The organism is Streptomyces sp. 5K101 (assembly GCF_046506645.1).
Classification (GTDB): Bacteria; Actinomycetota; Actinomycetes; order Streptomycetales; family Streptomycetaceae; genus Streptomyces.
Window position 1 is genome coordinate 365,590 of sequence record NZ_JBKFFO010000001.1, and the last position, 23,764, is coordinate 389,353.

21 protein-coding genes and 1 riboswitch are annotated in these 23,764 nt (G+C 71.4%); of the genes, 5 read left to right on the forward strand and 16 right to left on the reverse strand.

Features of this window, described 5'->3' with window-relative positions; genetic code table 11:
* Positions 1 to 58 precede the first annotated feature (58 nt).
* The 3 genes from ACLB9X_RS01625 to ACLB9X_RS01635 all read right to left on the reverse strand — a co-directional run bounded on the left by ACLB9X_RS01625 (position 59) and on the right by ACLB9X_RS01635 (position 2,762).
* A complete protein-coding gene (locus tag ACLB9X_RS01625; RefSeq protein ID WP_410358351.1) occupies positions 59 to 1,414 on the reverse strand; it encodes an ArsA family ATPase in 1,356 nt (451 codons plus the stop codon).
* Positions 1,414 to 1,863, reverse strand: coding sequence for an SRPBCC family protein (locus ACLB9X_RS01630; protein WP_410358352.1), 450 nt, complete (start codon positions 1,861 to 1,863; stop codon positions 1,414 to 1,416). Before ACLB9X_RS01630 ends, ACLB9X_RS01625 begins: the two co-directional genes overlap by 1 nt.
* A 143-nt stretch (positions 1,864 to 2,006) precedes the next feature.
* The gene (locus tag ACLB9X_RS01635; RefSeq protein ID WP_410358605.1) at positions 2,007 to 2,762 is read right to left on the reverse strand and encodes a metallophosphoesterase; all 756 of its coding nucleotides are present in this window, start codon (positions 2,760 to 2,762) and stop codon (positions 2,007 to 2,009) included.
* 299 nt (positions 2,763 to 3,061) lie between these two features.
* On the opposite strand from ACLB9X_RS01635, the gene ACLB9X_RS01640 reads away from it, so the two are divergent.
* Entirely contained in the window at positions 3,062 to 4,858 is a 1,797-nt protein-coding gene (locus tag ACLB9X_RS01640) for an AMP-dependent synthetase/ligase (protein WP_410358353.1), read from the forward strand.
* A 309-nt stretch (positions 4,859 to 5,167) separates the two neighbouring features.
* Here ACLB9X_RS01640 and ACLB9X_RS01645 read toward each other — a convergent pair whose 3' ends face one another.
* Positions 5,168 to 6,310: a glycosyltransferase family 4 protein gene (locus tag ACLB9X_RS01645; RefSeq protein WP_410358354.1), complete on the reverse strand. Its 1,143-nt coding sequence runs from the start codon at positions 6,308 to 6,310 to the stop codon at positions 5,168 to 5,170.
* A gap of 88 nt (positions 6,311 to 6,398) precedes the next feature.
* Here ACLB9X_RS01645 and ACLB9X_RS01650 point away from each other — a divergent pair, with 88 nt between their 5' ends.
* The gene (locus tag ACLB9X_RS01650) at positions 6,399 to 7,670 is read left to right on the forward strand and encodes a glycosyltransferase 87 family protein (protein ID WP_410358355.1); all 1,272 of its coding nucleotides are present in this window, start codon (positions 6,399 to 6,401) and stop codon (positions 7,668 to 7,670) included.
* Here the strand turns inward: ACLB9X_RS01650 and ACLB9X_RS01655 are convergent.
* The 5 genes from ACLB9X_RS01655 to ACLB9X_RS01675 form a co-directional block, all read right to left on the reverse strand.
* Entirely contained in the window at positions 7,627 to 8,859 is a 1,233-nt protein-coding gene (locus ACLB9X_RS01655; protein WP_410358356.1) for a hypothetical protein, read from the reverse strand. The genes ACLB9X_RS01650 and ACLB9X_RS01655 overlap by 44 nt on opposite strands.
* A 49-nt stretch (positions 8,860 to 8,908) precedes the next feature.
* A complete protein-coding gene (locus tag ACLB9X_RS01660; protein ID WP_410358357.1) occupies positions 8,909 to 9,940 on the reverse strand; it encodes an NlpC/P60 family protein in 1,032 nt (343 codons plus the stop codon).
* A gap of 234 nt (positions 9,941 to 10,174) precedes the next feature.
* Complete coding sequence (locus ACLB9X_RS01665; RefSeq protein ID WP_410358358.1) at positions 10,175 to 11,200, reverse strand: NlpC/P60 family protein; 1,026 nt, start codon at positions 11,198 to 11,200, stop codon at positions 10,175 to 10,177.
* Between the two features lie 318 nt (positions 11,201 to 11,518).
* Positions 11,519 to 12,883, reverse strand: a complete 1,365-nt coding sequence (locus tag ACLB9X_RS01670) for an NYN domain-containing protein (protein ID WP_410358359.1) — start codon at positions 12,881 to 12,883, stop codon at positions 11,519 to 11,521.
* Between the two features lie 38 nt (positions 12,884 to 12,921).
* Positions 12,922 to 13,164, reverse strand: coding sequence for a hypothetical protein (locus ACLB9X_RS01675; protein WP_177152820.1), 243 nt, complete (start codon positions 13,162 to 13,164; stop codon positions 12,922 to 12,924).
* Positions 13,165 to 13,344: 180 nt separating this feature from the next.
* On the opposite strand from ACLB9X_RS01675, the gene ACLB9X_RS01680 reads away from it, so the two are divergent.
* Together ACLB9X_RS01680 and ACLB9X_RS01685 are read left to right on the forward strand one after the other, a co-directional pair.
* A complete protein-coding gene (locus ACLB9X_RS01680; protein ID WP_410358360.1) occupies positions 13,345 to 14,079 on the forward strand; it encodes a rhomboid family intramembrane serine protease in 735 nt (244 codons plus the stop codon).
* Positions 14,076 to 14,357 carry an Lrp/AsnC family transcriptional regulator gene (locus ACLB9X_RS01685; protein ID WP_410358361.1) on the forward strand — a complete coding sequence of 94 codons (282 nt, stop codon included), beginning with the start codon at positions 14,076 to 14,078 and terminating at the stop codon, positions 14,355 to 14,357. The genes ACLB9X_RS01680 and ACLB9X_RS01685 overlap by 4 nt, the downstream gene beginning before the upstream one ends.
* Positions 14,358 to 14,429: 72 nt before the next feature.
* Here ACLB9X_RS01685 and ACLB9X_RS01690 read toward each other — a convergent pair whose 3' ends face one another.
* From ACLB9X_RS01690 to ACLB9X_RS01715, 6 genes are all read right to left on the reverse strand, one after another.
* Complete coding sequence (locus ACLB9X_RS01690; protein ID WP_410358362.1) at positions 14,430 to 15,818, reverse strand: aminotransferase class V-fold PLP-dependent enzyme; 1,389 nt, start codon at positions 15,816 to 15,818, stop codon at positions 14,430 to 14,432.
* Between the two features lie 208 nt (positions 15,819 to 16,026).
* Positions 16,027 to 16,144, reverse strand: a riboswitch (SAM riboswitch).
* A gap of 83 nt (positions 16,145 to 16,227) precedes the next feature.
* Complete coding sequence (trpD, locus tag ACLB9X_RS01695; RefSeq protein WP_410358363.1) at positions 16,228 to 17,292, reverse strand: anthranilate phosphoribosyltransferase; 1,065 nt, start codon at positions 17,290 to 17,292, stop codon at positions 16,228 to 16,230.
* A 129-nt stretch (positions 17,293 to 17,421) separates the two neighbouring features.
* The gene (locus ACLB9X_RS01700; protein WP_410358364.1) at positions 17,422 to 19,047 is read right to left on the reverse strand and encodes a cytochrome b; all 1,626 of its coding nucleotides are present in this window, start codon (positions 19,045 to 19,047) and stop codon (positions 17,422 to 17,424) included.
* On the reverse strand, positions 19,044 to 20,120 hold the full coding sequence (locus tag ACLB9X_RS01705; protein ID WP_410358365.1) for a Rieske 2Fe-2S domain-containing protein: 1,077 nt from the start codon (positions 20,118 to 20,120) through the stop codon (positions 19,044 to 19,046). Before ACLB9X_RS01705 ends, ACLB9X_RS01700 begins: the two co-directional genes overlap by 4 nt.
* Positions 20,117 to 20,926, reverse strand: a complete 810-nt coding sequence (locus ACLB9X_RS01710; RefSeq protein ID WP_410358366.1) for a c-type cytochrome — start codon at positions 20,924 to 20,926, stop codon at positions 20,117 to 20,119. Before ACLB9X_RS01710 ends, ACLB9X_RS01705 begins: the two co-directional genes overlap by 4 nt.
* An 89-nt stretch (positions 20,927 to 21,015) precedes the next feature.
* Complete coding sequence (locus tag ACLB9X_RS01715; RefSeq protein ID WP_410358367.1) at positions 21,016 to 21,627, reverse strand: heme-copper oxidase subunit III; 612 nt, start codon at positions 21,625 to 21,627, stop codon at positions 21,016 to 21,018.
* A gap of 176 nt (positions 21,628 to 21,803) precedes the next feature.
* Here ACLB9X_RS01715 and ACLB9X_RS01720 point away from each other — a divergent pair, with 176 nt between their 5' ends.
* Positions 21,804 to 22,208, forward strand: a complete 405-nt coding sequence (locus ACLB9X_RS01720; protein WP_410358368.1) for a hypothetical protein — start codon at positions 21,804 to 21,806, stop codon at positions 22,206 to 22,208.
* A gap of 186 nt (positions 22,209 to 22,394) precedes the next feature.
* Here ACLB9X_RS01720 and ACLB9X_RS01725 read toward each other — a convergent pair whose 3' ends face one another.
* On the reverse strand, positions 22,395 to 23,651 hold the full coding sequence (locus ACLB9X_RS01725) for an Ig-like domain-containing protein (protein ID WP_410358369.1): 1,257 nt from the start codon (positions 23,649 to 23,651) through the stop codon (positions 22,395 to 22,397).
* Between the last annotated feature and the right edge of the window lie 113 nt (positions 23,652 to 23,764).

A 23,764-nucleotide genomic window follows, 5' to 3' on the forward strand; every position in this document is an offset into this window, starting at 1 on the left:
CTCCTGCGGCAGGGCTGAGGGGTTCGTGTACTCGACGTTACCCGAACGGCGGTAGGGTTCAGCGTCCCCGCGGCCACAGGGCGGGGTCCGGTGCGAACCGCACACTGAGGGTGCCGTCCTTGAGGCCCGCGCCGGCGACCGTGCAGCGGCGCAGCGCGGACGGCAGCGGGAGGATCCGGCGGAACGGTCCGACGGTGATCAGCAGTTCATCCCCGCGACGTACGAGGGTGAGCTCCTCCTTGACGGCGCCGGGCAGGTCGAGGTGCCAGACCAGCGTGCCGTCGTCGACGGGCTCCGGCTCCTTCGGGATCAAGCCGTCCCGGCCGTGCCAGAGGTTGTCGGTGTCCGCGACCGAGGCGATCCACTCGTGCCGGCGCACGGCTGCCTCGTACACGTTCTCCACCCGCCCGGGGCACGGCCGGGGCTCCTCCCGGTCCCCGTGCAGGGCCGTCACGAGTCCGTCGAGGCCGTAGTGCTCCGAGTCGTCGGCGAGCTGGTGCTCGACGGAGCAGCAGTTCGCCTCCTTCTGCAGCCGTGCGAGGTCGTCGAGGCCGCGCGGGTCCCGGCCCAGGTGCGGCAGCAGGCAGACCGAGCCGGCCGGTATCCAGGTGCTCACCCATTCCTGCCGGCACCGCTCCTGCTGGGCGGCGAGCGACGCCACGAACGGGTCCGCGGAGCCTTCGGGCACGCAGCGGTTGGCGACGACCATCTCGACGGGGTGGCCGAACAGGCTCAGTCCGGTGCGGGCGGTGCGCAGGGCGTCCGCGGCCGCGGGGCCCGGTTCGGCGACGAGGGTGAGGGCGGTGTTCCGGGACTCGATCACGGACTGGACCCCGGCCAGTTCCCGGTCCCAGCGCTCGGTGGTCTCGTAGAGCCACTGCGCGGGCATCGGTACGCCGGCGAGCTGGGCGAGCATGGGGCGCAGTGCGCGCGCGGCCTGCCGCTCTGCGGGCAGCAGGCGGCGCAGGTAGCGGCGCAGCTGTTCGGGCAGGGCGAGCAGGGCGACGGTCTCGCGCAGCGGCGGCATGTCGACGACGAGGACGTCCCAGTCGCCGCGGGAGGCGACGGTCAGGGCCCGCAGCAGGGCGAACTGGTCGCTGCCGGGCAGCTCGGTGAGTTCCTCGTCCTCGAGCCGCGCCGCTCCCAGCAGGTCGAGCCCGGCCGAGGCGCGCTCCTGCAGGTCGAGGAACTCGGCGCGGAAGTCGGCGCCCGCGTCGACGCGGGCGGCCCTCAGCCCGCCGGCGACCGGCTCGGGGCGGTCGGGCGTCCCGGTGACGGGGACGCCGAGGACGGCGTCCGCCTCCGCGGACAGCAGGAGGGTGCGGCGGCCCGTCGAGGCCGCGGCGAGGGCCGTGGCCGCCGCGACGGTGGTGCGGCCCGCGCCGCCGAGCCCGGTGACGAGGACCCGGCGCATCAGGCTCCCGCGCCGCTCTCGACGCGCTTCTTCAGGCCGGCCAGGGCGCGGTCGATGATGACCTTCTCGGCCTTGCGCTTGATCATGCCCAGCATCGGGATCTTGACGTCGACGGTGAGCTGGTAGGTGACCTCGGTGCGGTCGCCGCCGCCGACGGCGGCGAGGCTGTACGAGCCGTCGATGGCGCGCAGCATCTGGGACTTCACCAGGGTCCAGCTGACCTCGTTCTCGCCGTGCCAGGTGTACGCGAGGGTGTGGTCGTCCTTGATCGCGCCCGCGTCGAGGACGAGGCGGACCTGCTCGGCGCGGCCGTCGGCGTCGGTGGCGAGCACCTCGGCCTCCTTCACCTCGCCGGTCCACTCGGGGTAGCGCGCGAAGTCGGAGATCACGCCCATGACATCGGCCGGCGCCGCATCGATCGTGATGCTCGAGCTGGTGTGTTCCGCCATCGCTGCGGCTCCTCAACAGTGCGGTGATGACCGGGGTGGTGTGGTGTGTGCAGGCTATCGCGAGCGGAACGCCCGGTGGCGGTGGGCCCGGCCGACGGCGGTGGCATGCCGCGCGCGCGGCGGCGCACCGGCTCCGCGGCCGGTCACCAGGTCAGCGACCAGGGCCGGCCGGTGGAGGCGAAGTGCCCGACGTTCACGCACTCCGTCGCGCCGATCCGCATCCGGCGGGCGAGCGGCTGGTGGACGTGGCCGAAGAGGGCGTAGCGGGGCCGGGTGCGCCTGATCGCCGCGAGCAGGGCCCGGCTGCCGCGTTCGAAGCGGCGGGCGACGGTGTCGTAGGTGAGTTCGGGGACGTCGGGCGGGATGTGCGAGCAGAGCACGTCGACCTCGCCGAGGGCCTCGACCTTGGCGGCGTAGTCCTCGTCGGAGATCTCGTACGGCGTGCGCATCGGGGAGTGCAGGCCCCCGCCGACGAAGCCGAAGACGCGGCCGCCGATCTCGACCCGCTCGCCGTCGAGGACGGTGGTGCCGGGCCGGGCGAACTCCGGCCACAGGGCGGGGATGTCGACATTGCCGTAGGTGGCGTACGTGGGTGTGGGGAAGGCCGCGAAGATCTCGGCGTACTGGCGGCGCACGGCGGACTCGATGGCGCTCTCGCGGTCGATGCCGAGCTGCGCCCAGAGCCTGCGACCGAGGTCACGGGCCTCGTCGAAGCGCTGGGCGGTGCGCAGTTCGACGATGAGGTCGGCGTTCTCGACGCCGAAGAGGTCGGGGAAGATGCCGCGCGAGTGGTCGGCGTAGTCGAGGAAGAGCACCAGGTCGCCGAGGCAGACGAGGGCGTCGGCTCCGTCGCCCGCGGTGGCGAGATCCTGGGCATTGCCGTGCACGTCGCTGACCACGTTGACTCGCATGCCTCGCATGGCGGTCACCTTAGGGGGGTCCGGTGGACGGGTGGTAGACAGCTCCACCTGCGGTTACCGGGAAGACATCCAGGAGTGGAATACTTTCGGCCGAGTCCGGCCGGCGACGTGTGACGCAGGGAACATTGGCCGGGAACCCCTATCCGGAACCGAGTACTGGTGGGTAACGTCCGGGCAGTCCGGTCGTGCTCGCCCCCACGAGCACCTGCCCGGCCTTGGACCGCAGCCGGCGCATCACACAGAGCCGTGGCGCCGGCGCCCGATGAGGAGCAGCAGTCTTGCGCGAGTTCAGCCTTCCGGCCCTGTACGAGGTCCCCACGGACGGCAATCTGACGGATCTCATCCGCCGCAATGCCGCGCAGCACCCCGATGTCGCGGTCATGGGCCGCAAGGTCGCGGGCGTGTGGACGGACGTCACCGCCACCCGGTTCCTGGCCGAGGTGGTCGCCACCGCCAAGGGCCTGATCGCCGCCGGCATCCGTCCCGGCGACCGTGTGGCGCTGATGTCCCGCACGCGGTACGAGTGGGTGCAGCTGGACTTCGCGATCTGGAGCGCGGGCGCGGTCACCGTCCCTGTGTACGAGACCAGTTCGCCCGAGCAGGTCCAGTGGATCCTCGGCGACTCCGGCGCGGTCGCCGTCGTCGTCGAGAGCGACGCGCACGCCGCCGCCGTCGAGTCGGTGCGCGGATCGCTTCCGGAGCTGCGGCACGTCTGGCAGATCGAGAAGGGTGCGGTCGACGAGCTGACCGCGGCCGGCGCGGACCTCTCCGACGAGGTGGTCGAGGAGCGCAGCGCGACCGCGAAGGCGGACGACCCGGCCACCATCGTCTACACCTCCGGCACCACCGGCCGCCCCAAGGGCTGTGTGCTCACGCACCGCGCGTTCTTCGCCGAGTGCGGCAACGTGGTGGAGCGCCTGAAGCCGTTGTTCCGCACGGGTGAGTGCTCGGTGCTGCTGTTCCTGCCCGCCGCGCACGTCTTCGGCCGGCTGGTCGAGGTGGCCTCCGTGATGGCCCCGATCAAGCTCGGCTGCGTGCCGGACATCAAGAACCTCACCGACGAGCTGGCCTCCTTCCGACCGACGCTGATCCTCGGCGTGCCGCGTGTGTTCGAGAAGGTCTACAACTCTGCGCGCGCCAAGGCGCAGGCCGACGGCAAGGGCACGATCTTCGACAAGGCGGCGCAGACGGCGATCGCGTACAGCCGCGCGCTGGCGACGCCGTCGGGCCCCTCGGTCGGCCTGCGGATCAAGCACAAGGTCTTCGACAGGCTCGTCTTCAGCAAGCTGCGCGCGGTGCTGGGCGGGCGCGGGGAGTACGCGATCTCCGGCGGCGCGCCGCTGGGCGAGCGGCTCGGCCACTTCTACCGCGGCATCGGGTTCACGGTGCTCGAGGGCTACGGCCTGACCGAGTCGTGCGCGGCGACCGCGTTCAACCCGTGGGACCGGCAGAAGATCGGGACGGTAGGTCAGCCGCTGCCCGGTTCCGTGGTCCGGATCGCGGACGACGGCGAGGTGCTGCTGCACGGCGAGCACATCTTCTCGGGCTACTGGAACAACGAGGCGGCCACGGCGGAGGCGCTGGCGGACGGCTGGTTCCACACGGGCGACATCGGCACTCTCGACGAGGACGGCTACCTCGCGATCACGGGCCGCAAGAAGGAGATCCTGGTCACCGCGGGCGGCAAGAACGTCGCGCCGGCGGTGATCGAGGACCGCATCCGTGCGCACGCGCTGGTCGCGGAGTGCATGGTCGTCGGCGACGGCCGCCCGTTCGTGGGCGCGCTGGTCACGATCGACGAGGAGTTCCTGGCCCGCTGGGCCGCCGACCACGGCAAGCCGGCCGGTTCGACGGCGGCGTCGCTGCGGGACGACACGGACCTGCTGGCGGAGCTCCAGCGGGCGGTGGACGACGGCAACGCGGCGGTGTCGAAGGCGGAGTCGGTGCGGAAGTTCCGCGTGCTGGCGGCGCAGTTCACGGAGGAGGCGGGGCACATTACGCCGTCGCTGAAGCTGAAGCGGAATGTGGTGGCGAAGGACTTCGCGGACGAGATCGAGGCGATCTACGCCTCCTGACCGGGGGCGCGTGCCCCCGGGCCCACGCCCGGGGTGCGGCACCTTCGCGCCTGCGGCGGGCTTGTTCCCCACCCCGCCCCTTCCCGTAACCGGGCTCCGCCCGGACCCGTACCGCGCTGCGCGCGGTGTCCTCAAGCGCCGGACGGGCTGGATTTCGCTCCGCGGAATCCAGCCCCGTTGGGGGCACTCCCCCTGGCTTCGCCGGGGGACCTCCACCCACGGCCGCCAGGCCGTAAGGGGAGATTGAGGCGCGGGGGTCCGGGGGCGGAGCCCCCCGGTTACGGGAAGGGGCGGGGTGGGGAACCCCCCTCAAAGCAGCGCGCGCAGGCGCTCCGCCAGGAGGTCCCAGCGCCAGCGGTCCTCCACCCAGGCGCGGCCCCGCTCGCCCATCCGCCGTCGCAGTTCCGCGTCGTCGAGCAGGGTCGTGATCCGTTCCGCCGCGTCCTCGGGGGAGCCGCCGCGCACCACCCAGCCCGTCTCGCCTTCGAGGACCGCGTCCGGTGCGCCGCCGGAGTCCCCGGCCACCACCGGCAGTCCCGTCGCCGACGCCTCCAGGTAGACGATCCCGAGGCCCTCCACGTCGAGGCCGCCCCTGCGCGTACGGCACGGCATGGCGAACACGTCGCCCGCCCCGTAGTGCGCCGGGAGCTCCGACCACGGCACGGCGCCGGTGAAGCGCACCGAGTCCGCGACGCCCGTCTCGGCGGCCAGCTTGCGCAGGTCCTGCTCGTACGGGCCGCCGCCCACGATCAGCAGCACCGCGTCCGGGACCTTCGCCAGGATCGCGGGCATCGCGAGGATCAGCGTGTCCTGGCCCTTGCGGGGCACCAGGCGCGAGACGCAGACGATCACGGGCCGGTCGCTGAGCCCGAGCCGGGCGCGGATCTCGTCGCCGCCCGAGCCGGGGTGGAAGGTCTTCTCGTCGACGCCGGGCGGCAGTTGGACCATGCGCCCGGCCGCCTCCGGCGTCAGCGCCCGGGCGATCCGCGAGCGGGTGTACTCGCCCAGATAGGTGATCGTGTCCGTGCCCTCGCCGATCCGGCGCAGCAGCTGCCGCGAAGCGGGCAGCTGCGCCCAGCCCGCCTCGTGCCCGTGCGTGGTGGCCACGATCCGTCGCGCCCCGGCCCGGCGCAGGGCCGGGGCCATCAGGCCGAGCGGGGCCGCCGCGCCGAACCACACCGACTCGCAGCCGTGCTCCCGCAGCAGTCCGATGGCCCGCCGGGTGACCCGCGGGGTGGGCAGGAGCATCGTCGTCCGGTCGCGTACGACGGTGAACGGCTGCTCCGCGTCGAACGCGGCGGTCGCCTCCGCGCCCTCGTGCCCGCGCTTCCAGGTGGAGGCGTAGACGACGAGCTGCCCGGGGTCGAGCCGCAGCGCCATGTTGTGCAGGAATGCCTGGATGCCGCCGGGCCGGGGCGGGAAGTCGTTCGTCACGATCAGCGTCTTGTGCATCGCCGCCGACAGTACCGAACGGTCTCCTCCGCGTCCCGCACGGCCCCGGGCGGCATGATGGGCAGCCACTCGCGACGAAAGGGGCGGAATGCCGAAGGCGGCGGCGCGGGGTCCGGTGGCCCCGCTCTCGGTGTGGGTCCTGACCCGTGCGGCGCTGCTGCTGTGCGTCTTCAAGGTGGTCACGTTCCCGGGGCCCGACGTCACCGGCGACGTCTCGGTGATCTACCGGGGCTGGTACGAGGTGCTGCGCACCGGGACGTTCCCGTCGGACGACGTGACCTGGCAGTATCCGCCCGCCGCCGCGCTGGCGATCCTCGCGCCCGGTCTCGTGCCGGGCCTCGGCTACTCCACCGCCTTCTTCCTCCTCGTCCTCCTGTGCGACCTGCTGGTCCTCGCACTGCTGCGGTACGCGGAGAGGGGAAGGACGGAGCGGCGCGGCACCTGGGTGTGGGTGGTGGGCGTGCCCCTGCTCGGGCCGACCGCCTACGCCCGCTACGACCTGATGGTCACCGCCGTCGCCGTCGCCGCTCTGCTGCTGGTGCGTGCCGGGCCGAAGGCTCTGCCGGCCAGCGGCAGCCGGCGCGCCTTCGGGGCGCTCGCGGGGTTCGGTGCGCTGCTGAAGGTGTGGCCGGTGCTGTTGCTCGTGGGCGTGCCGCGCGGGCGTGCGGCGCGGCTCGCGTGGGGCACGGCGGCGGCGACGGTCGCGGGGTTCGCCCTGGCGGTCACCGCCGCCGTGCCGGGTGCCATGGCGTTCCTGACGTCCCAGCGTGACCGGGGCACCGAGGTCGAGTCGCTGGGAGCGCTCGTCTTCCACGTCGCCCGGCATTTCGGCTGGCGGGGACAGGTGCTGCTGAACTACGGCTCGGTCGAGTTCGTCGGCCCCCACGTCCCGCTGGTCAGCGGGCTCTCGCTGGCGCTGAGCGCCCTCGCCCTCGGCTGGCTGGTGGTGTGGCGCGTGCGGGCCCGGGAGTGGGGTCCGGCGACGCTCTGCGACGCCGCGTTCGCGGCCGTGCTGCTGTTCACGACCACGAGCCGGGTGATCAGCCCGCAGTATCTGGTCTGGCTGGTGGGGCTCGCCGCGGTGTGCCTGGTGCGACGCGAGACCAAGATGGTGCGGCCCGCGCTGCTCACCCTGGCGGCGGCCGCGGTCACGGTGCTGGAGTTCCCCGTGTGGTTCGCGCACGTCGTGGCGAGCGACGGTCCGGGCATCGCGCTGCTCCTGCTGCGCAACGGACTGCTGGTGGCCGCGACGCTCGTCGCCTGCCGGCGCCTGTGGCGGGCCACGGTCCCGGCCCGGCGGGCGGGGGGCGCCGCCGTCAGCCCAGGCGTTCGCGCAGATGGTCCTGCCACTGTGCGGTGAACTCGTCCGCCGTGACGCCGAGCACCTCGCCCAGGGCCCGTTCGACCGCGCCCTCCCGGTGCTCCGCCTCGCCGACGGTCCGGTAGAACTCCCTGAGCTCGTCCTCGCCCCAGCGGTCCGCGATCAGGTCGCAGGCCAGCCAGCCGCCCTCGTAGGCCCGCGCCAGGGCGGCGGTGTCCCCGCCGAAGGCGAAGCCCTCGTCGTCGGGCAGGGCCCCGGGAACGTCGCCGCCGCGCACCGCGTCCCGCAGCTCCGGCGCGGTCTCGCCGGCCGTACGGCCCGTGCCCCGGTAGGCGACCCAGTCGGCGAAGCCCTCGGAGAGCCACATCGGGGTGGCGGCCGAGGTGTGGGCACGGGTCGCCACATGGGTGCTCTCGTGGGTCAGCACGACGCGCCGCCCGAAGTCGCCGAGCAGGCCGTACGCCTCCGGGTTCACGATCACCCGGTCGGCGGCCGAGCCGTCCTCGCGGCCCGTCTCGCCCGTGGTGACCGCGGCGATGCCCCGGTACCCGGCGGCCGGGGCGCCCAGCAGCCGGCCCATGGCCTCCACGGACGACGGGACGAGGACGACCACCCGGCCGTTCCACTTAGACGGCCAGGCGTCCACGACGGCGGGCACCGCCCGGTCGGTGGCCGCCGCGAGCTCCCGCAGCCGCTCGACGTCCTGGCCGACGCCGAGGACCAGGCTGTGCCGGCCCCGTACGACGCGCACGTCGCCCTGCTGCCACAGCTGCTGGGCGGCGCCCGTGCCCGGCTCGTCCGCGCTCACGTACCAGCGGCCGTCACGCTTCGTGAGCTGCAAGGTCCGGTCGGCGGCGACGGGGGCGCCGTCGTAGCCGTCGACGCGGTAGCGCAGCTCGGTGTCCGCGACGGCCCGGTGGCCCTGATGGCGTACGCCCCTGATGCGGTACTCCCACGAGTGGAAGGGGATGTCGGCCATGTGGGCGAACTCCCTGCCCTGCCGCTCGCGCAGGGCCCTCGCGACGGGGTCGATCGTCGCCAGATAGCCGGCGCGGTCCCCCTCGACGACGGCCTCGCCCCGGTCGTTCAGCGTCTCCTGGATCGCGTCCAGGGTGGGGTCCACCGGCCGGTCGGCGGCCGTGCAGGCGGACACGAGCACGAGCACGGCGAGCCCGAGGCCCGCCGTGCGTCCTGCCGGTGTGCGCTGTGCGCGCCCCTGACCTGCCACCCTGCCGATCGTACGGAAAGCACGGCGGAACGGTACGGGGAGCGCGTCCTCAGACCCGCGTGACGGCGTGCACGGGCATCATGCCGACCGGGTCGTAACGCACCGCCGCCCCCGGGTAGGGCGCGTGGACGACCTGGCCGTTGCCCATGTACATCCCGACGTGGCTGGCGTCGCCGCGGTAGGTGACGATGTCGCCGGGCCGCGCCTCGGACAGCGGGATGCGGCGGCCCGCGTTCGCCTGCGCCTGCGAGGTGCGCGGGAGGCCCACCCCGGCCTGCGCGTACGACCACTGGACGAGGCCCGAACAGTCGAATCCCGACGGCCCGTTGGCGCCCCACACATAGGGCCGGCCGACCGCGCCGCGGGCGGCGAGAGCGGCGACGGCCGCGTGCGCCGAGCCGGGTGCGAGGCCGGCCGGTTCCGGCAGGCTGCCGTCGCGGCCGGCGCGCGACGCGCGGTCGAAGTCGGCGCGCTCCTCGTCCGGCAGGGTGCTCAGCAGCCTGCGCGCCTCGGAGAGCTTGCGCTCGACGACGCGCTTGTGGCGGGCCACGGCGGACCGGCTGCGCTCCAGTTCGGCGAGGTCCTTGGCGGCCGCGGCCCGTTCCTGGGCCAGGTCGCGCTGCTCACGGCGCAGGTCGTCCAGGGCGGCCGACTGGCGTTCGCCGACGCGGTCCAGCACGGCGGCGCCTTCGAGGTAGGTGTCGGGGTCGGCGGACAGGAGCAGTTCCAGTGCCGGGTCCAGCCCGCCCGAGCGGTACTGGGCGCCCGCCACGGAACCGAGCGCCTCGCGCATGCGGTTGATGCGCTCCTGGCCGCGGGCGACGCTGTCCCGGGCGTGCGCCACGCGTTTCCGCAGCCGGTCTGCGGTCTCGCCCGCCTCGTTGAAGCGCTCGGTGGCCTTCTCGGCCTGCTCGAAGAGCCGGTCGACCTCGGCCCGGGTGGCCTGGGGCGACTCCTGGGGCTCGGCGCCCGCGGGCGCCGCCCCGAGGCCCGCGGCCGCCGTCGCCGCCGCGGCGGTCAGGACGGTGATCCGGGCACTCGCGCTGAGACCGGTCTGTGAGGGTCGGCGGTGGGACACCACGTGCCGCGCTCCCTTCCGCACACTTCGCTGAGCTGAACGACGGGGAATCCTGCGCGCCAGACAGTAGCCGTGCGGCTACGAGGCGACCAACAACCGTTGCGGGCATACAAAATGACGCCCCGCCGGAGAGCACAGGTCACCGGCAGGGCGGAGCGTCAGCAAGTTATGACGGAATTCCCCCGTTCGGACGGGCGTGAGGGCCCGTCGAACGATTCGTCATGGTTGCGCGCGGGTTCAGATACGCACACCGAACATGTACGGCATGTTGTTGATGGACTCGTACCGCACGCTGGCGCCCGGCTTGGGGGCGTGCAGCACCTGCCCGTTGCCGGCGTAGAAACCGACGTGGTGCAGGTCGCCGTAGAAGAAGACCAGGTCGCCCTGCTGGAGCTGACTCTGCGAGGAGATTCGTGTACCGGCGCTGGCCTGGGCCTGCGAGGTGCGCGGTATGGAGACACCGGCCTGCGCGTACGCCCAGGAGGTGAGGCCGGAGCAGTCGAAGGAGCTCGGGCCGGAGGCGCCGTAGACGTACGGCGAGCCGATCTTGGACTGGGCGGCCGAGAACGCGGCGGCGGCACGCTGCGACGCGGGGACGGCGTTGCCGAGGTCGGCGCGCGCGCTGGCGCGGTTGGCGCGGCTCTCGTCGGCGGCGAGCGCGGCGCGCTCGGCGGCGGTGAGGGTGTTGAGCAGCTTCTGCGCGGCGGCGAGCTTGCTCTGGACTTCCTTCTTCTTGGCGCCGAGTTCCTTGCGGGTGTCGGCCAGGTCCTTGAGCTTGCCCTGGGCCTCCTGGCGCTGCTGCGCGAGCGTGCGCTGCTTGGCCTGGATCTCCTGGATCGCCTCGGTCTGCTTGGCGCCGAGCTGGTCCAGCGCGGACGCCTTGTCGAGGTAGGTGTCCGGGTCGCCGGAGAGGAAGAGCTGGACCGAGGGGTCGATGCCCCCGGAGCGGTACTGGGCGCTCGCGACCGAACCGAGGCTGTCCCGCAGGGCGTTGAGCTCTTCCTGACCGCGTGCCACCTTGTCCTGCAGCGCGTCGATCTGGTCGTCGAGCTTGTCCTGCTTCTCCTTGGCCCCGTTGTACTTCTCGGTGGCGTGCTCCGCCTCTTCGTAGAGCTTGTCGACCTTGGCCTTGACCTCGCTCTTACTGGGCTTCGGCTCGGCCTGGGCGGTCTGGGCGGTCAGCGCGACAGCAGCGGCGGCGGTCGCGGTGAGCACGGTCACACGGGTGCGGCTCGGCTGCTTGGGACGACGGTGGGACGCCACTGAGGCGAGCTCCTTCTTCCTCAGCCGCCTACCGGGCTGTGGGGGGTTTAGTCCCCGGCGTCCGCACATCGCATCCCCGGGGGAAAAGGGGCGAACTGTACGAACTCGGCGGTTCCTTCGCTGTCGCCCCGGGTGGACGATCAACCGCGCGAAGGTTCGAGGCCCGACCCTAGTGACCTTCTTGTGATCAGTTCAAATCCTGATCGGAAAAAACTCTGCCGCCGCGCGCATTCTTTACTCACATCACACGTGCAGTAATGGCCACTTGACGCACCGTCCCGCCGACGCCGATACGAATTCGGGCATTTACGGCGGCAGTTACGACAGCCGCGAAAGCCGCTTCAGCAACAAGGCGGACGGAACGGGGCGGGCACCCGCTTTCGCCACGCCGTCGGCCACCTCGCGGTCGGTCGACACGACCACCACCGGCCGGCCCGGCGGCTCCGCGCGCACCAGCTGACGGATCAGCTCGTCCGCGGTGACCCCCGGCTTGGAGAACAGCACCCGCACCCCGCGCGGCGGCGCCAGCAGCACCGGCGCGGCCAGTTCGGCGCCGTCGAACACACAGGTGACCTCGGCGCCGGTCTGCGCGGCGAGCACCGAGAGCCCGCCGAGCAGCCGCAGCCGCTGCTTCTCCAGCGGCATCGTCGGGTAGCCGGTCTTGGTGACGTTGTAGCCGTCGACGACGACATGCGCCTGGGGCAGCGCCAGCAACTGGTCCAGCAGCGCGGGGTCGGTCTCCGACAGGGCGCGGGCCGCGACGTCCTTGGGCGACATCCGCCCCGGCTCGACGGCGTCGACCGTGTCGGCGGGATGCACCCCGGCGGGCGGCAGCGCCAGCTCACGGCGCAGCCCCTGGGCCGCGTCCAGCACGGTGTCCAGCAGCAGCCGCAGCCGCATGTCCTCGACGGAACGCCCCTCCCGGGCGGCCCGCCGCCCGGCCTCCACCGCCGCCTCGGCCTCGGCCAGGCGGGCCTTGAGCCGGCGGCTCTCGCTCTCCGCCGCCGACACCTGGGCCGCGGCCTGCGCCCGGATCGCGTCGATCTCGGCGACCGTACGGCGCAGGGCGGCCTCGCCGCGCTTCACGTCGGCCTGCGCGCTGCGCAGCTTGCGCCCCAGGGAGTCGTTCTCCTTGCGGGCGCCGTCCAGCTCCGCGCGCAGCCGCTCGGTCTCGGCCCTGATCTGGCCGCGCGCCTCCGCCAGTTCCTCGCGCAGCCGCTCCAGCTCGCGCCGGCCCGCCTCGTCGGCGCGCTCGGCGTCCGCGCGCTGGACCTCCTCGCCCGCCGCGGCGACGAGCTTCACCCATCCGGCGGGGCGCAGCACGTACGCGGCGGCCGCCACGTCCAGCGGGTCGGCCGCGGCGGGCGCGGCACCGGACTCCAGGGCCCGGGCCAGCTCGGGCTGCGCCTTGCCCAGCCGCTCGCCGATCCGCTGCCGGAAGAGCGTGTCGCTCTCCAGCGCGGCGGCCATCGCGTTGCCGGCGAACCGGGCCCGGCGGGTGGGGGTGAAGCGGGCGTACTGCCTCAGCTGGTGCGGCAGCTCGGTGACGGTCAGGCCGCCGAACGCGTCCGAGACGAGCGCGATGACGCGGCGCCGCACCCCTTCGGGCAGCGGGCGGTCGAGCGCCTCGGCGGCGTCACCGGCCGCGCCGGCCGGCTCCGCGCCACTCGCGGGCTGCTCCACGATCCGTCACCCCTGCCACCCTTGCGGGCCGCTCTCCCTCAGGAAGCGGCGCCCGGCCTGTCCACCAGCTCGATCTGGTCCACCGCGTTGCACCAGCGGCAGCGGACCGATTCGATGGTCTCACTGACCACCTCGCGCTCCTCCACGGTCGGCTCACCCGCAAGATCCAGATGGACGTACTCGACGACCTTGGACGAGCGGGTGACGTCGAAGCGTGTGAGGTTGCCGCAGAGTGTGCAGCGCCACCTGGTCTCGGCGGTAGGCCAGGGAACCGTCGTCATCGTGCCGTCCTCTTCCGTCGTTCCTGTGCCGCGGTGCGCCGTCGAACTGCGGATGTACTGCCTGTAACCCTACGGGCAAGGGGACACCCCCTGCTCACACGGAGCCCGGCTCGGGGCAGGTACCCGCGGCCCCGGCGAGGCACTCTGTACCGTTCGGTCCCCCTACGCCATGCTCTGTCCATGATCAGTAGGTGGGGCAGGGCGCGGGGCACGATGCGGGAGGCGGCGAAGGGGCCGGCCGTCACCTACGGGCTGATCGCGCTGTGCTGCGCGATCTTCGTCGTCAGTCCGGTCTCGGGGCTCGACCCCTCCCACGGGCTCGGCGACGCCCTGCTCGCGGCCCAGGAGGCGTACTTCGAACGCTGGGGCGTGATCCCGTCGGACCTCCTGACCGCCTCACCCCGCGCGCTCCTGACCCCCTTCACCGCCCTGTTCATCCACGGCAGTTGGCTGCACCTGCTGGGCAACATGCTCTTCCTCTATGTCTTCGGCACGCCGGCCGAGGAACGCATGGGGCGTGCCGAGTTCGCCCTCTTCTACCTGATCGCCGGCTACGTGGCGCTGCTCGCGTACGCGGTGGCCAACGCGGAATCCGCACAGACGCTGGTGGGCGCCTCCGGGGCGATCTCGGCGGTGCTGGGCGCGTTCCTCTTCCTGCTCCCGAAGGCGCGGGTGACGAGCCTGTTCCCGTTCCTCTTCTTCCTGCCGCTGCGCTTCCCGGCGTGGGTGGTGCTGATCTTCTGGTTCGTCCTGCAGTGGCTGGCGGCCCGGAACGCGGGCAGCGGCCCGGGGGTCGCCTACCTGGCACACCTGGTGGGCTTCTCGGCGGGCTTCCTCTACGCGTGGGGCCGATTCGGGGGTGGGACTAGAGTGAGGACATCTGCAGCGGCCACCGAGGGAGAAAGCCAGCCGTGATCACCGCGATCGTGCTCATCAAGACCAGTGTGGACCGCATCCCCGAGATCGCCGAGTCGATCGCGGCGCTGGACAGCGTCAGCGAGGTCTTCTCCGTGACCGGCACGTACGACCTGATCGCCATGGTGCGCGTGGCGAAGCACGACAACCTGGCGGACGTGATTCCGGGCCGCATCAGCAAGATCCCGGGCGTCGAGGCGACGGACACGCACGTGGCGTTCCGCACCTACTCGCAGCACGACCTGGAGGCGGCGTTCGCGATCGGCCTCGACGCGTAGCCCGGACGGCGGGCCGTGCGTGACCCGGGCGGCGCAGCGCCCCCGGGTCAGACCGCCGGGACCGCCCCCGGGTCAGACCGCCGGGACGCAGCGGCCGTCCTCCGTGTGGTACGTCCACTGCGCGCCCTCGCGCACCAGCTCCCGCACCGCCCCCACGAAGCGCTCCACGTGCTCGTCCGGCGTGCCCGCGCCGAAGCTCACGCGGATCGCGTTCAGCGACCTCTCCCCCGGCGCCGCCTCCGGCGCACCGCACTCGCCGACCTCCTGCGGGCCGCTGCCGAGTAGCGTCCGCACCAGCGGGTGGGCGCAGAACAGGCCGTCGCGGACGCCGATGCCGTACTCCGCCGACAGCGCCGCCGCGAAGTGCGAGCTGTTCCAGCCGTCCACGACGAAGGAGATGACGCCGACGCGCGGCGCGTCGTCGCCGAAGAGCGACAGGACGCGGACCTCCGGCACCTCAGCGAGCCCCTCGCGCACCTTCGCGATCAGGTGCTGCTCGCGCTCGACCAGCGTGTCGAACCCGGCCTCGGTGAGCGCCTTGCACGCGGACGCGATCGCGTAGACGCCGATCACGTTCGGCGAACCGGCCTCGTGGCGCGCGGCCGTGGTGTGCCACTCGACGTCCACGCCGCCGTCCGCGCGCCGCGCCACCCTTCGCGACGCGCCGCCGCCCGCCAGGTAGGGCTCCGCGTCCTGGAGCCAGTCCGCGCGGCCGGCGAGCACGCCGGAACCGAACGGCGCGTACAGCTTGTGCCCCGAGAAGGCGACCCAGTCGACGTCCAACTCCCGTACGGACACGGGGTGGTGGGGCGCGAGCTGGGCGGCGTCCAGCACGATGCGCGCGCCGTGCGCATGGGCCGCGGCGGCGAGCTCCCGCACGGGCCACAGCTCACCGGTCACGTTCGACGCACCGGTCACGCAGACCAGCGCCGGGCCGTACGGGTCGCGCTCGGCGAGCGCGTGCTCCAGCGTCCGTACCGCCTCGCCGGGCGTGCGCGGCGCGTTCAGGTACGTCACGCGGCTGTCGCCCCACGGCAGCAGCGAGGCGTGGTGCTCGGTCTCGAAGACGAAGACCTGGCAGTCGGCGGGCAGCGCGGCGGCGAGCAGGTTCAGCGAGTCCGTGGTGGAACGGGTGAAGACGACCTGGTCGCCGTCCCGGCAGTCGAGGAAGGAGTGGACGGTGGCCCGGCTGTTCTCGAACAGGTCGGTGGACAGCTGCGAGAGGTACCCGGCGCCCCGGTGCACGCTGCCGTAGTAGGGGGCGTACGCGGCGACGTCGTCCCACACGCGCTGCAGCGCCGGGGCGCTCGCCGCGTAGTCGAGTGCGGCGTAGGTGACTTCGCCGCCGGTCACGAGCGGGACGGTGACGTCCCGGCCGAGGACGGGCAGCGGCGCGGCGCAACAGGGGTCGGAGGCGACAGCGGCGGTGGTGGCAGTGGCGGCGACAGGGCGTGCGGACATGACGGTATCTCCCGGCAGGAAAAGGCGAGTCGGCTTCGACAGGCCCCGTGACGGCGCGACAGTTCGGCTGTGCGACGGCGTACGGGGAAAGACCTCGACGCACGGACGGGCCGTACGGAGGTGTGGTGAAGAAGGGGCGGAAACGCCCTATCGCATTCGCTTGCTCACGAGACAGCTCCTCGAGGACCAGGACCCCAGAGGCGGAAGGGGTCCGCGCTTGCCACAGACCTCGCTGCCTGCGGCCTGGTCTTCACCCGGGGCACCCCGCCACGGACGGAGGGTTGCCGGACAGCGGGCCGGGGCCGTAATCGCTGTCACTCATGACCTTGCAGAGCATCCTGCCATACGTCTCGGATGGCGCAAGGGCGCGGTCCGCATAGTGGACCGCGCCCCCCCAGCCAGGCGCACGTCAGGCGTTGCTCGCCGTCACCCAGCGCTCCAGCGTCGCCCGTGCCGCGCCCGAGTCGATCGACTGCGCCGCCCGCGCGATGCCTGCCGCCAGCTGCTCGTTCAGCGTGCCGCCGGTCGGCTCCAGCGCCACCAGCGCGGCCGCCGAGTTGAGCAGGACGGCGTCCCGCACCGGGCCCGTCTCGCCGCCGAGCAGGCGGCGTGCCACATCGGCGTTGTACGAGGCGTCCGCGCCGCGCAGGGCCTCCACGGGCACCAGGTCGATGCCGACGTCCCGGGGGTCGAACGCCTCCTCGCGGACCTTGCCGTCGCGCACCACCCATACCCGTGACGTGGCGGTGGTCGTCAGCTCGTCCAGCCCGTCGTCGCCCCGGAACACCAGCGCGGAGGCGCCGCGCTCGGCGAGGACGCCGGCGAGGATGGGCGCCATGCGGGCGTCGGCGACACCGGTGGCCTGCGCCCTGATCCTGGCCGGGTTGGTGAGCGGGCCCAGGAAGTTGAAGACGGTGCGGATGCCGAGTTCCTTGCGGGCCATGGCGACATGGCGCAGCGCCGGGTGGAACTTCACCGCGAAGCAGAAGGTGATCCCGGCCTCCTCGGCGACCTCGGCCACGCGCTGCGGCGTCAGCTCCAGGTTGACGCCCAGCTTCTCCAGGACGTCCGAGGCTCCGCTCGCCGACGACGCGGCCCGGTTGCCGTGCTTGACCACCTTCGCGCCCGTACCGGCGACGACGATCGCGGACATGGTGGAGATGTTGACCGTCTTCGCGCCGTCGCCGCCGGTGCCGACGATGTCGACGCTGGGACCGGGCACCTCGATCAGGTTGGCGTGCTCGTACATGGTCCGCACCAGGCCCGAGATCTCCTCGACGGTCTCGCCCTTGGCCCGCAGAGCCACCGCGAAGCCGGCGATCTGCGCGTCGGTGGCCTCGCCGCTGAGGATGCGGTCCATGGCCCAGGCGGTGGCGTCGGCGCTCTGGTCGCGGTTGTCGAGGAGGGCGTTCAGCACGCTCGGCCAGGAGAGGGCCGCCACGCTGTCGCCGCCAACCGGGGTCACAACGTTCATGGTCCACTCCTGGGTCCACAGCCGATAAGGATGGTCCCACCCTATCCAGCCGGGGGGCACAGCGAAGGGCCCCGTCCATTCGATGGACGGGGCCCGCGCTGTGGCGACCCTTAGGTCGAGGTCAGGTGATCAGTGGTGGCCGTGGCCGCTGGTGATCTCCTTGTACTCGTCGACCGTGGGCTTGGCGACCTGGTTGTCGCTGCCGTAGTAACCCTTGTTGAGCTTGACGCGCAACTTCTCCATACGGCCGACCTTGCGGCGCACACCGTTCTCGTCGACCGTCGGGCCGATCTCGGCGGGCGTGTACTGCTCGTGCGCGGTCAGCTTGTACCGGTCGGCCTGCGACAGCGGCTCGTGGATCTCGACGAACTCGCCGTGCGGCAGGCGCTTGATGATGCCGGACTCGCGTCCGTGCAGCACCTTCTCCTTGTCACGCCGCTGCAGACCCAGGCAGATCCGCTTGGTGATGACGAAGGCGAGCACCGGTCCGACGAAGTAGGTGATCCGGACGAACCAGGTGATCGAGTTGATCGACAGGTTGAAGTGCGTGGCGAAGATGTCGTTTCCACCGCCGAGCAGCATGATCACGTAGCCGGTGACCCAGGCGACGCCCAGGGCGGTACGGGTCGGCGCGTTGCGCGGGCGGTCCAGGATGTGGTGCTCGCGCTTGTCGCCGGTGATCCAGGACTCGATGAACGGGTAGACGGCCAGCGCCGCGAGGACCACACCGAAGAGCACCAGCGGGATGAACACGCCCAGGACGAGCGTGTGACCCCACAGGTTGATCTCCCAGCCCGGCATCACACGGATCAGACCCTCGGCGAAGCCCATGTACCAGTCGGGCTGGGCGCCGGTGGACACCTGGTCCGGGCGGTACGGGCCGAGGGCCCACACCGGGTTGATGGTGAACAGGCCGGCGATGATCGCGATGACACCGAAGACCAGGAAGAAGAAGCCTCCGGCCTTGGCCATGTACACCGGCAGCAGGGGCATGCCGACGACGTTCTTGTTCGTGCGGCCGGGGCCCGCGAACTGCGTGTGCTTGTGGTAGAAGACCAGGATCAGGTGCGCCACCACGAGGCCGAGCATGATGCCCGGCAGCAGCAGGATGTGGATCGAGTAGAACCGGGCCACCATGTCGTGGCCGGGGAACTCACCGCCGAACAGGAACATCGAGATGTACGTGCCGACGATCGGCGTGGACAGGATCGCGCCCTGCGTGAAGCGGACACCGGTGCCGGAGAGCAGGTCGTCCGGGAGCGAGTAACCGGTGAAGCCGGTGAACATGCCGAGGACGAACAGCAGGAAGCCGAACAGCCAGTTGATCTCACGCGGCTTGCGGAACGCGCCGGTGAAGAACACACGCATCATGTGCACGAACATCGCGGCGAGGAAGATCAGCGCGGCCCAGTGGTGGATCTGCCGGATGAGCAGACCACCGCGGACGTCGAAGCTGATGTCCAGGGTCGAGGCGTACGCCTCGGTCATGCGGATGCCCTGCATCGGCACGTACGAGCCGTGGTACTCGATCTCGTTCATGCTCGGGTGGAAGAACAGCGTCAGGTACACACCCGTGAGGATGATGATGATGAAGCTGTAGAGCGCGATCTCACCCAGCATGAAGGACCAGTGGTCCGGGAAGATCTTCCGCATGTTGGCCTTGGCCAGGGAGTAGATCCCGAGCCGGCCGTCCGCCCAGTCGGCCACCCGCTCGCCGGCGGGCGCCTTCTTCCGCGTTTCCGTCTGTGTACTCATCCGCGCTCCCAGAAAGCAGGACCGACAGGCTCCTCGAAGTCGCCGAGCGCCTCGAGGTTGCCCTCGGCGTTCACACCGATCCGCAGCTGCGGAAGCGGGTGACCGGCCGGGCCGAAGATGACGCGGGCGCCGTCGGAGAGGTCGAAGGTGGACTGGTGGCACGGGCAGAGGACGTGGTGCGTCTGCTGCTCGTACAGGCTGACCGGGCAGCCGACGTGGGTGCAGATCTTCGAGTAGGCGACGATGCCGTCGTGCGACCACTCGAGCTCGCGCTTGTCCTTGATGTCCTCCGGCTGGATGCGGACGAGCATCAGGGCGGCCTTGGCGATCTCGGTGTTGAACTCGTGGTCGCTCTCCTCCAGGCCCTCGGGCATGGCGAAGGTCAGCGACCCGACCGCGACGTCCTCGGGACGCAGCGGCTCGTTCGTGTTCATGTTGATGAGCGTCTTGCCCTTGGCCCACAGCGTGTGGCGGAGCTTGTCCTCGGGCAGCGGGCCGAGCTCGCGCAGCAGCACCACACCGGAGAGCGGCACCATGGCCAGCGCGCCGAACATGGTGTTGCGGATCAGCTTGCGGCGGCCGATCGCGGACTCACGCGCGCCGTCGGCGAAGTCCGCCATGACCTTGGCCTTGACCTCGGGCGTGGCCTCGATCGCGTGCCGGTCGTCGGCGACCTCGACGTCGGACATCAGGGTGCGCGCCCAGTGGACGGCGCCGGCGCCGATGCAGAAGAGCGCGAGACCCAGGGTCACGCCCAGCGAGAAGTTCAGTGCGCTGATGTGACCGAGCGGCCAGATGTAGACGATCTTCTCGACGTCGAAGATCACGAACGAGGCGATGAAGCCGATCGTGGCGAGCATCGACAGCGTGAACAGGAGGGCGACGGTGCGCTCGGAGCGCTTGGCCGCACGCTCGTCGATGTCCTGGATGCGAGGCTTGTGGGCCGGCAGTCCGGGATCGGCGAACGGGTCCTCGGCACGCTGCGCGACGGCCGTGCCGCCACCGTGCGCCGCGTCGTGCGCGGTGCCCTGCTCTGCAGGCAGGTTCTCTTCTGAATTCTCTTGGCTACTCATGACTTCTTGGCCTTAGCGGTGTGGGCCGCAACCCAGACGGCAACAGCGATCAGCGAACCGAGACCGAAGATCCAGCCGAACAGACCCTCGCTCACGGGGCCGAGGCCACCGAGGGCGAAGCCGCCGGGGGTCGGGGTCTCGTCACCGTTCACGGCGTTGACGTACGCGATGATGTCCCGCTTCTGCTGCTGGGGCATCACGGAGTCGGGGAAGGACGGCATGTTCTGCGGGCCGGTCTGCATGGCCTCGTAGAGATGCTTCGCGCTGACGCCTTCGAGGCTCGGGGCGTACTTGCCGTTGGTCAGGGCACCGCCCTCACCGGTGAAGTTGTGGCACTGCGCGCAGTTGGTGCGGAACAGCTCGCCGCCCTCGGCGATGTTCGCGCCCTCGGGGCTGTAGTCCTTCTCGGTCGGCGTGATCGGGCCGGCACCCAGGGAGGCGACGTACGCAGCGAGCTGGTCGATCTCCTTCTGGGTGTAGATGACCTTCTTCTTCGGCACCTGCGCGCCGGGCTGCTGGGCGGGCATGCGTCCGGTGCCGACCTGGAAGTCGACGGCGGCGGAGCCGACGCCGACCAGGGACGGGCCGTCGGAGGTGCCCTGACCGCCGGTTCCGTGGCAGCTGGCGCAGCCGACGGTGTAGAGCTTCTGGCCCTCCTTGATGGCGAGGGACTGGGCGGTTACATCAGCCTGCGCCTTGTCCGCGGGTGCGAACGCGGCGTACAGCCCCCCAGTGGCCGCCAGCGCGAGGAGTAGGACGACGACCGCCGCCAGCGGATGGCGTCGTCGTGCGGAGAGCTTTTTCACGGATTACCCCGGTGTCAGGATCTTCTGCGTCGATGCTTCTGGACTATGTCTGCTTCAGGCGGCGCCCGCTCGGGGCACGCCCGCGCCGATTACTTGATCATGTAGATCGTGGCGAAGAGGCCGATCCAGACGACATCGACGAAGTGCCAGTAGTAGGACACGACGATGGCGGCGGTTGCCTGCTCGTGGGTGAATCTCCGGGCCGTGTACGTCCTGCCGAGAACCAGCAGGAAGGCGATGAGGCCGCCCGTCACGTGCAGGCCGTGGAAGCCGGTGGTCAGGTAGAACACGGAGCCGTACGGGTCCGACGAGAGGGAGAGCCCCTCGTGCTTGACCAGCTCGGTGTACTCGAAGACCTGACCGCCGATGAAGATCGCACCCATCACGAAGGTGATCACGAACCAGGTGCGGAGCTTCTTCACGTCGCCGCGCTCGGCGGCGAACACGCCGAGCTGGCAGGTGAGGGAGGAGAGCACCAGGATCGTGGTGTTCGTCGCCGAGAACGGGAAGTTCAGGGCATCGGCTTTCTCCGCCCAGAACTCGGCACCCGTCACCGATCGCAGGGTGAAGTACATCGCGAAGAGGGCCGCGAAGAACATCAGCTCGGAACTCAGCCAGATGATGGTTCCGACGCTGGTGAGGTTCGGCCGATTGACCGACGGGTGCGCGTGCCCGGTTTCTACTGTCGTTGCTGTCGCCACGCCGACATTATGTCGGTCGCTTATCCCGCCCTCACTCCGGGGGTGCTGTTCGGTGTGTCAGTGGCCCTTGTCCAGCCCGAACGGCCCATCGAAGGCATGTCCGAACCAGTGTTGACAGCCAGTCGGGAGGAGTAGCATCCGCGCCACAAGCTCTGTTCGTACGAGGCGGAGGAACCATGCAGTCGAGCGCCACGGTCCTGGTCTACAGCGACGATGCCAATACCCGCGAACAGGTCAGGTTGGCAACGGGTCGCAGGCCGGCCGCCGACGTGCCGCCGGTGCGGTTCGTGGAGTGCGCGACCCTGCCCGCCGTGCTCAAGGCGCTCGACGAGGGCGGCATCGACGTGTGCGTGCTGGACGGCGAGACCGTCCCGGCGGGCGGCATGGGCGTGTGCCGGCAGATCAAGGACGAGATCTTCGACTGCCCGCCCGTGCTGCTGCTCATCGGCCGCCCGCAGGACGCCTGGCTGGCGACCTGGAGCCGCGCGGAGGCGGCGGTGACGCTTCCGGTGGAGCCGGTGGAGTTCGCCGAGGCACTGGCCTCACTGCTGCGCCACCGGCTCTCCCACCACGCCGCCTGAGCGGGCCGTCGACGCCGTCTTGGGCGCCGGTCCGGAGGCGTGGGGGTCCCCCCGGCGGAGCCAGGGGGAGAGCCGAAGGAGCGCGGCGGTGTCGAAAGGGAGACCGCGCGGAGGTCCCGAGGAACGAGGGACTGAGCACGATCGACCGTCGATGCCGTCTTGGGCGCCCCGGAGGCAAACCGAGCCCTAGAAGAGCGGCCTGAGGCGGGCGGCGACCGCGGCGCTGCCCGTCTCCTGGGGTGTGCCGCCGGTCAGGGCGCTGCCCTCGCGCCACTTGTCCCAGGACAGGTTCCAGTCGCCGAAGCCGTTGCCGAACGTGTCCATTATGTCGCCGTAGCTGTTGACGACCTCGACGATGTCGCCCTCCCGGACCGTGTTGAAGAACCAGGCCGCGTTGGCGGTGGACATCCCGGTGCAGCCGTGGCTGACGTTGGCCAGGCCCTGTGATCCGACGGACCAGGGCGCCGCGTGGAGGTATTCACCACTCCAGGTGACGCGGGTCGCCCAGTAGACGGGCAGGTCGTACGACTCCGAGCTGCCCTCGGCGATGCCGATGCTGGTGCTGCGCATCCGGACGAACGACTCCTTGCCGAGCACGACCTTGATGCCGTTGCGCGTGGCGAAGCCGGGCTTGCCGGTGGTCACCGGAATGGTGTTGATCACTTCTCCGTTGCGCTTGACCACCATGGAGTGCGAGGCGGCGTCGGTTATGGCCTCGATGCGGTCGCCGATGGTGAGCTTCAGCGGCTTGGAGCGGCCGCCGTAGAGCTTGTTCTCGACCTTCACCCCCGCGAGGTTGCTGGTCGCGTTGACGACGGTTCCTGTGGGCCAGTACTCCCTCGGGCGGTAGTGGAGCGTCTTGTCGTCCACCCAGTACCAGGAGCCCTCCACGGCGGGCTTGGAGCTGACCTTCAGGGCGCGTTCGACGACCCGCCTGCCCTCCTGGCCCTTGACCGCCATGCTGAGCTTGGCCGTGACCGGCTGGCCCACGCCGTACGTGCCCGACTTCGGGCCGAACTCGGCGGTCAGGAAGCGATCGGCGGGCTTCGTCTCGAAGGTGAGCGTCCGCAGGCCGGGCGCGCCGTCCTCGTCCTCCGTGGCGACCCGCATCGTGTAGCGGGCGCCGGCGGCGAGGGGAGCGGTGGAGCGCCAGCGCAGGCCGTCCGCGGAGAGTTCGCCGGCGAGGTAGTGCCCGGCGTCGTCGATGACGGTGACGTCGGTGATGCGGCCGGACCCGCCTTCGGTGGTGACCTCGAGCGGCTTGTCGGGGTCGACCTTGCGGTCCCCGGCGCCGGCGTTGAAGCTGACCTGCCGCGCGGCGTCGTAGGGCTGGGCGGCGAGGGGATGGCCGTCGGGCTCGCCGCACGCGGTCACGACCGCTCCGAGGGCCAGGACCGCCAGAACGCAGCTGAGAACGGTGCGGAAGTGAGGCGTGTGGTTCATGAGCACACGCTACGAACGCTTGTCACGAGCGGCGCGCTGGATGACTCCAAACGAGGGGCCCGGATCCGCCTCCATCGGAGTGAAGGGGATCCGGGCCCGACGTGTCGCGCTTG

What these genes read in the sequence shown, in the direction of transcription:
- ACLB9X_RS01625 (WP_410358351.1), bottom strand. Translation starts at nt 1,414, where the DNA reads ATGCGCCGGGTCCTCGTCACCGGGCTCGGCGGCGCGGGCCGCACCACC.
- ACLB9X_RS01630 (WP_410358352.1), bottom strand. Translation starts at nt 1,863, where the DNA reads ATGGCGGAACACACCAGCTCGAGCATCACGATCGATGCGGCGCCGGCC.
- ACLB9X_RS01645 (WP_410358354.1), bottom strand. Translation starts at nt 6,310, where the DNA reads ATGCACAAGACGCTGATCGTGACGAACGACTTCCCGCCCCGGCCCGGC.
- ACLB9X_RS01650 (WP_410358355.1), top strand. Translation starts at nt 6,399, where the DNA reads ATGCCGAAGGCGGCGGCGCGGGGTCCGGTGGCCCCGCTCTCGGTGTGG.
- ACLB9X_RS01675 (WP_177152820.1), bottom strand. Translation starts at nt 13,164, where the DNA reads ATGACGACGGTTCCCTGGCCTACCGCCGAGACCAGGTGGCGCTGCACA.
- ACLB9X_RS01680 (WP_410358360.1), top strand. Translation starts at nt 13,345, where the DNA reads ATGATCAGTAGGTGGGGCAGGGCGCGGGGCACGATGCGGGAGGCGGCG.
- ACLB9X_RS01690 (WP_410358362.1), bottom strand. Translation starts at nt 15,818, where the DNA reads ATGTCCGCACGCCCTGTCGCCGCCACTGCCACCACCGCCGCTGTCGCC.
- trpD (WP_410358363.1), bottom strand. Translation starts at nt 17,292, where the DNA reads ATGAACGTTGTGACCCCGGTTGGCGGCGACAGCGTGGCGGCCCTCTCC.
- ACLB9X_RS01700 (WP_410358364.1), bottom strand. Translation starts at nt 19,047, where the DNA reads ATGAGTACACAGACGGAAACGCGGAAGAAGGCGCCCGCCGGCGAGCGG.
- ACLB9X_RS01705 (WP_410358365.1), bottom strand. Translation starts at nt 20,120, where the DNA reads ATGAGTAGCCAAGAGAATTCAGAAGAGAACCTGCCTGCAGAGCAGGGC.
- ACLB9X_RS01720 (WP_410358368.1), top strand. Translation starts at nt 21,804, where the DNA reads ATGCAGTCGAGCGCCACGGTCCTGGTCTACAGCGACGATGCCAATACC.
- ACLB9X_RS01725 (WP_410358369.1), bottom strand. Translation starts at nt 23,651, where the DNA reads ATGAACCACACGCCTCACTTCCGCACCGTTCTCAGCTGCGTTCTGGCG.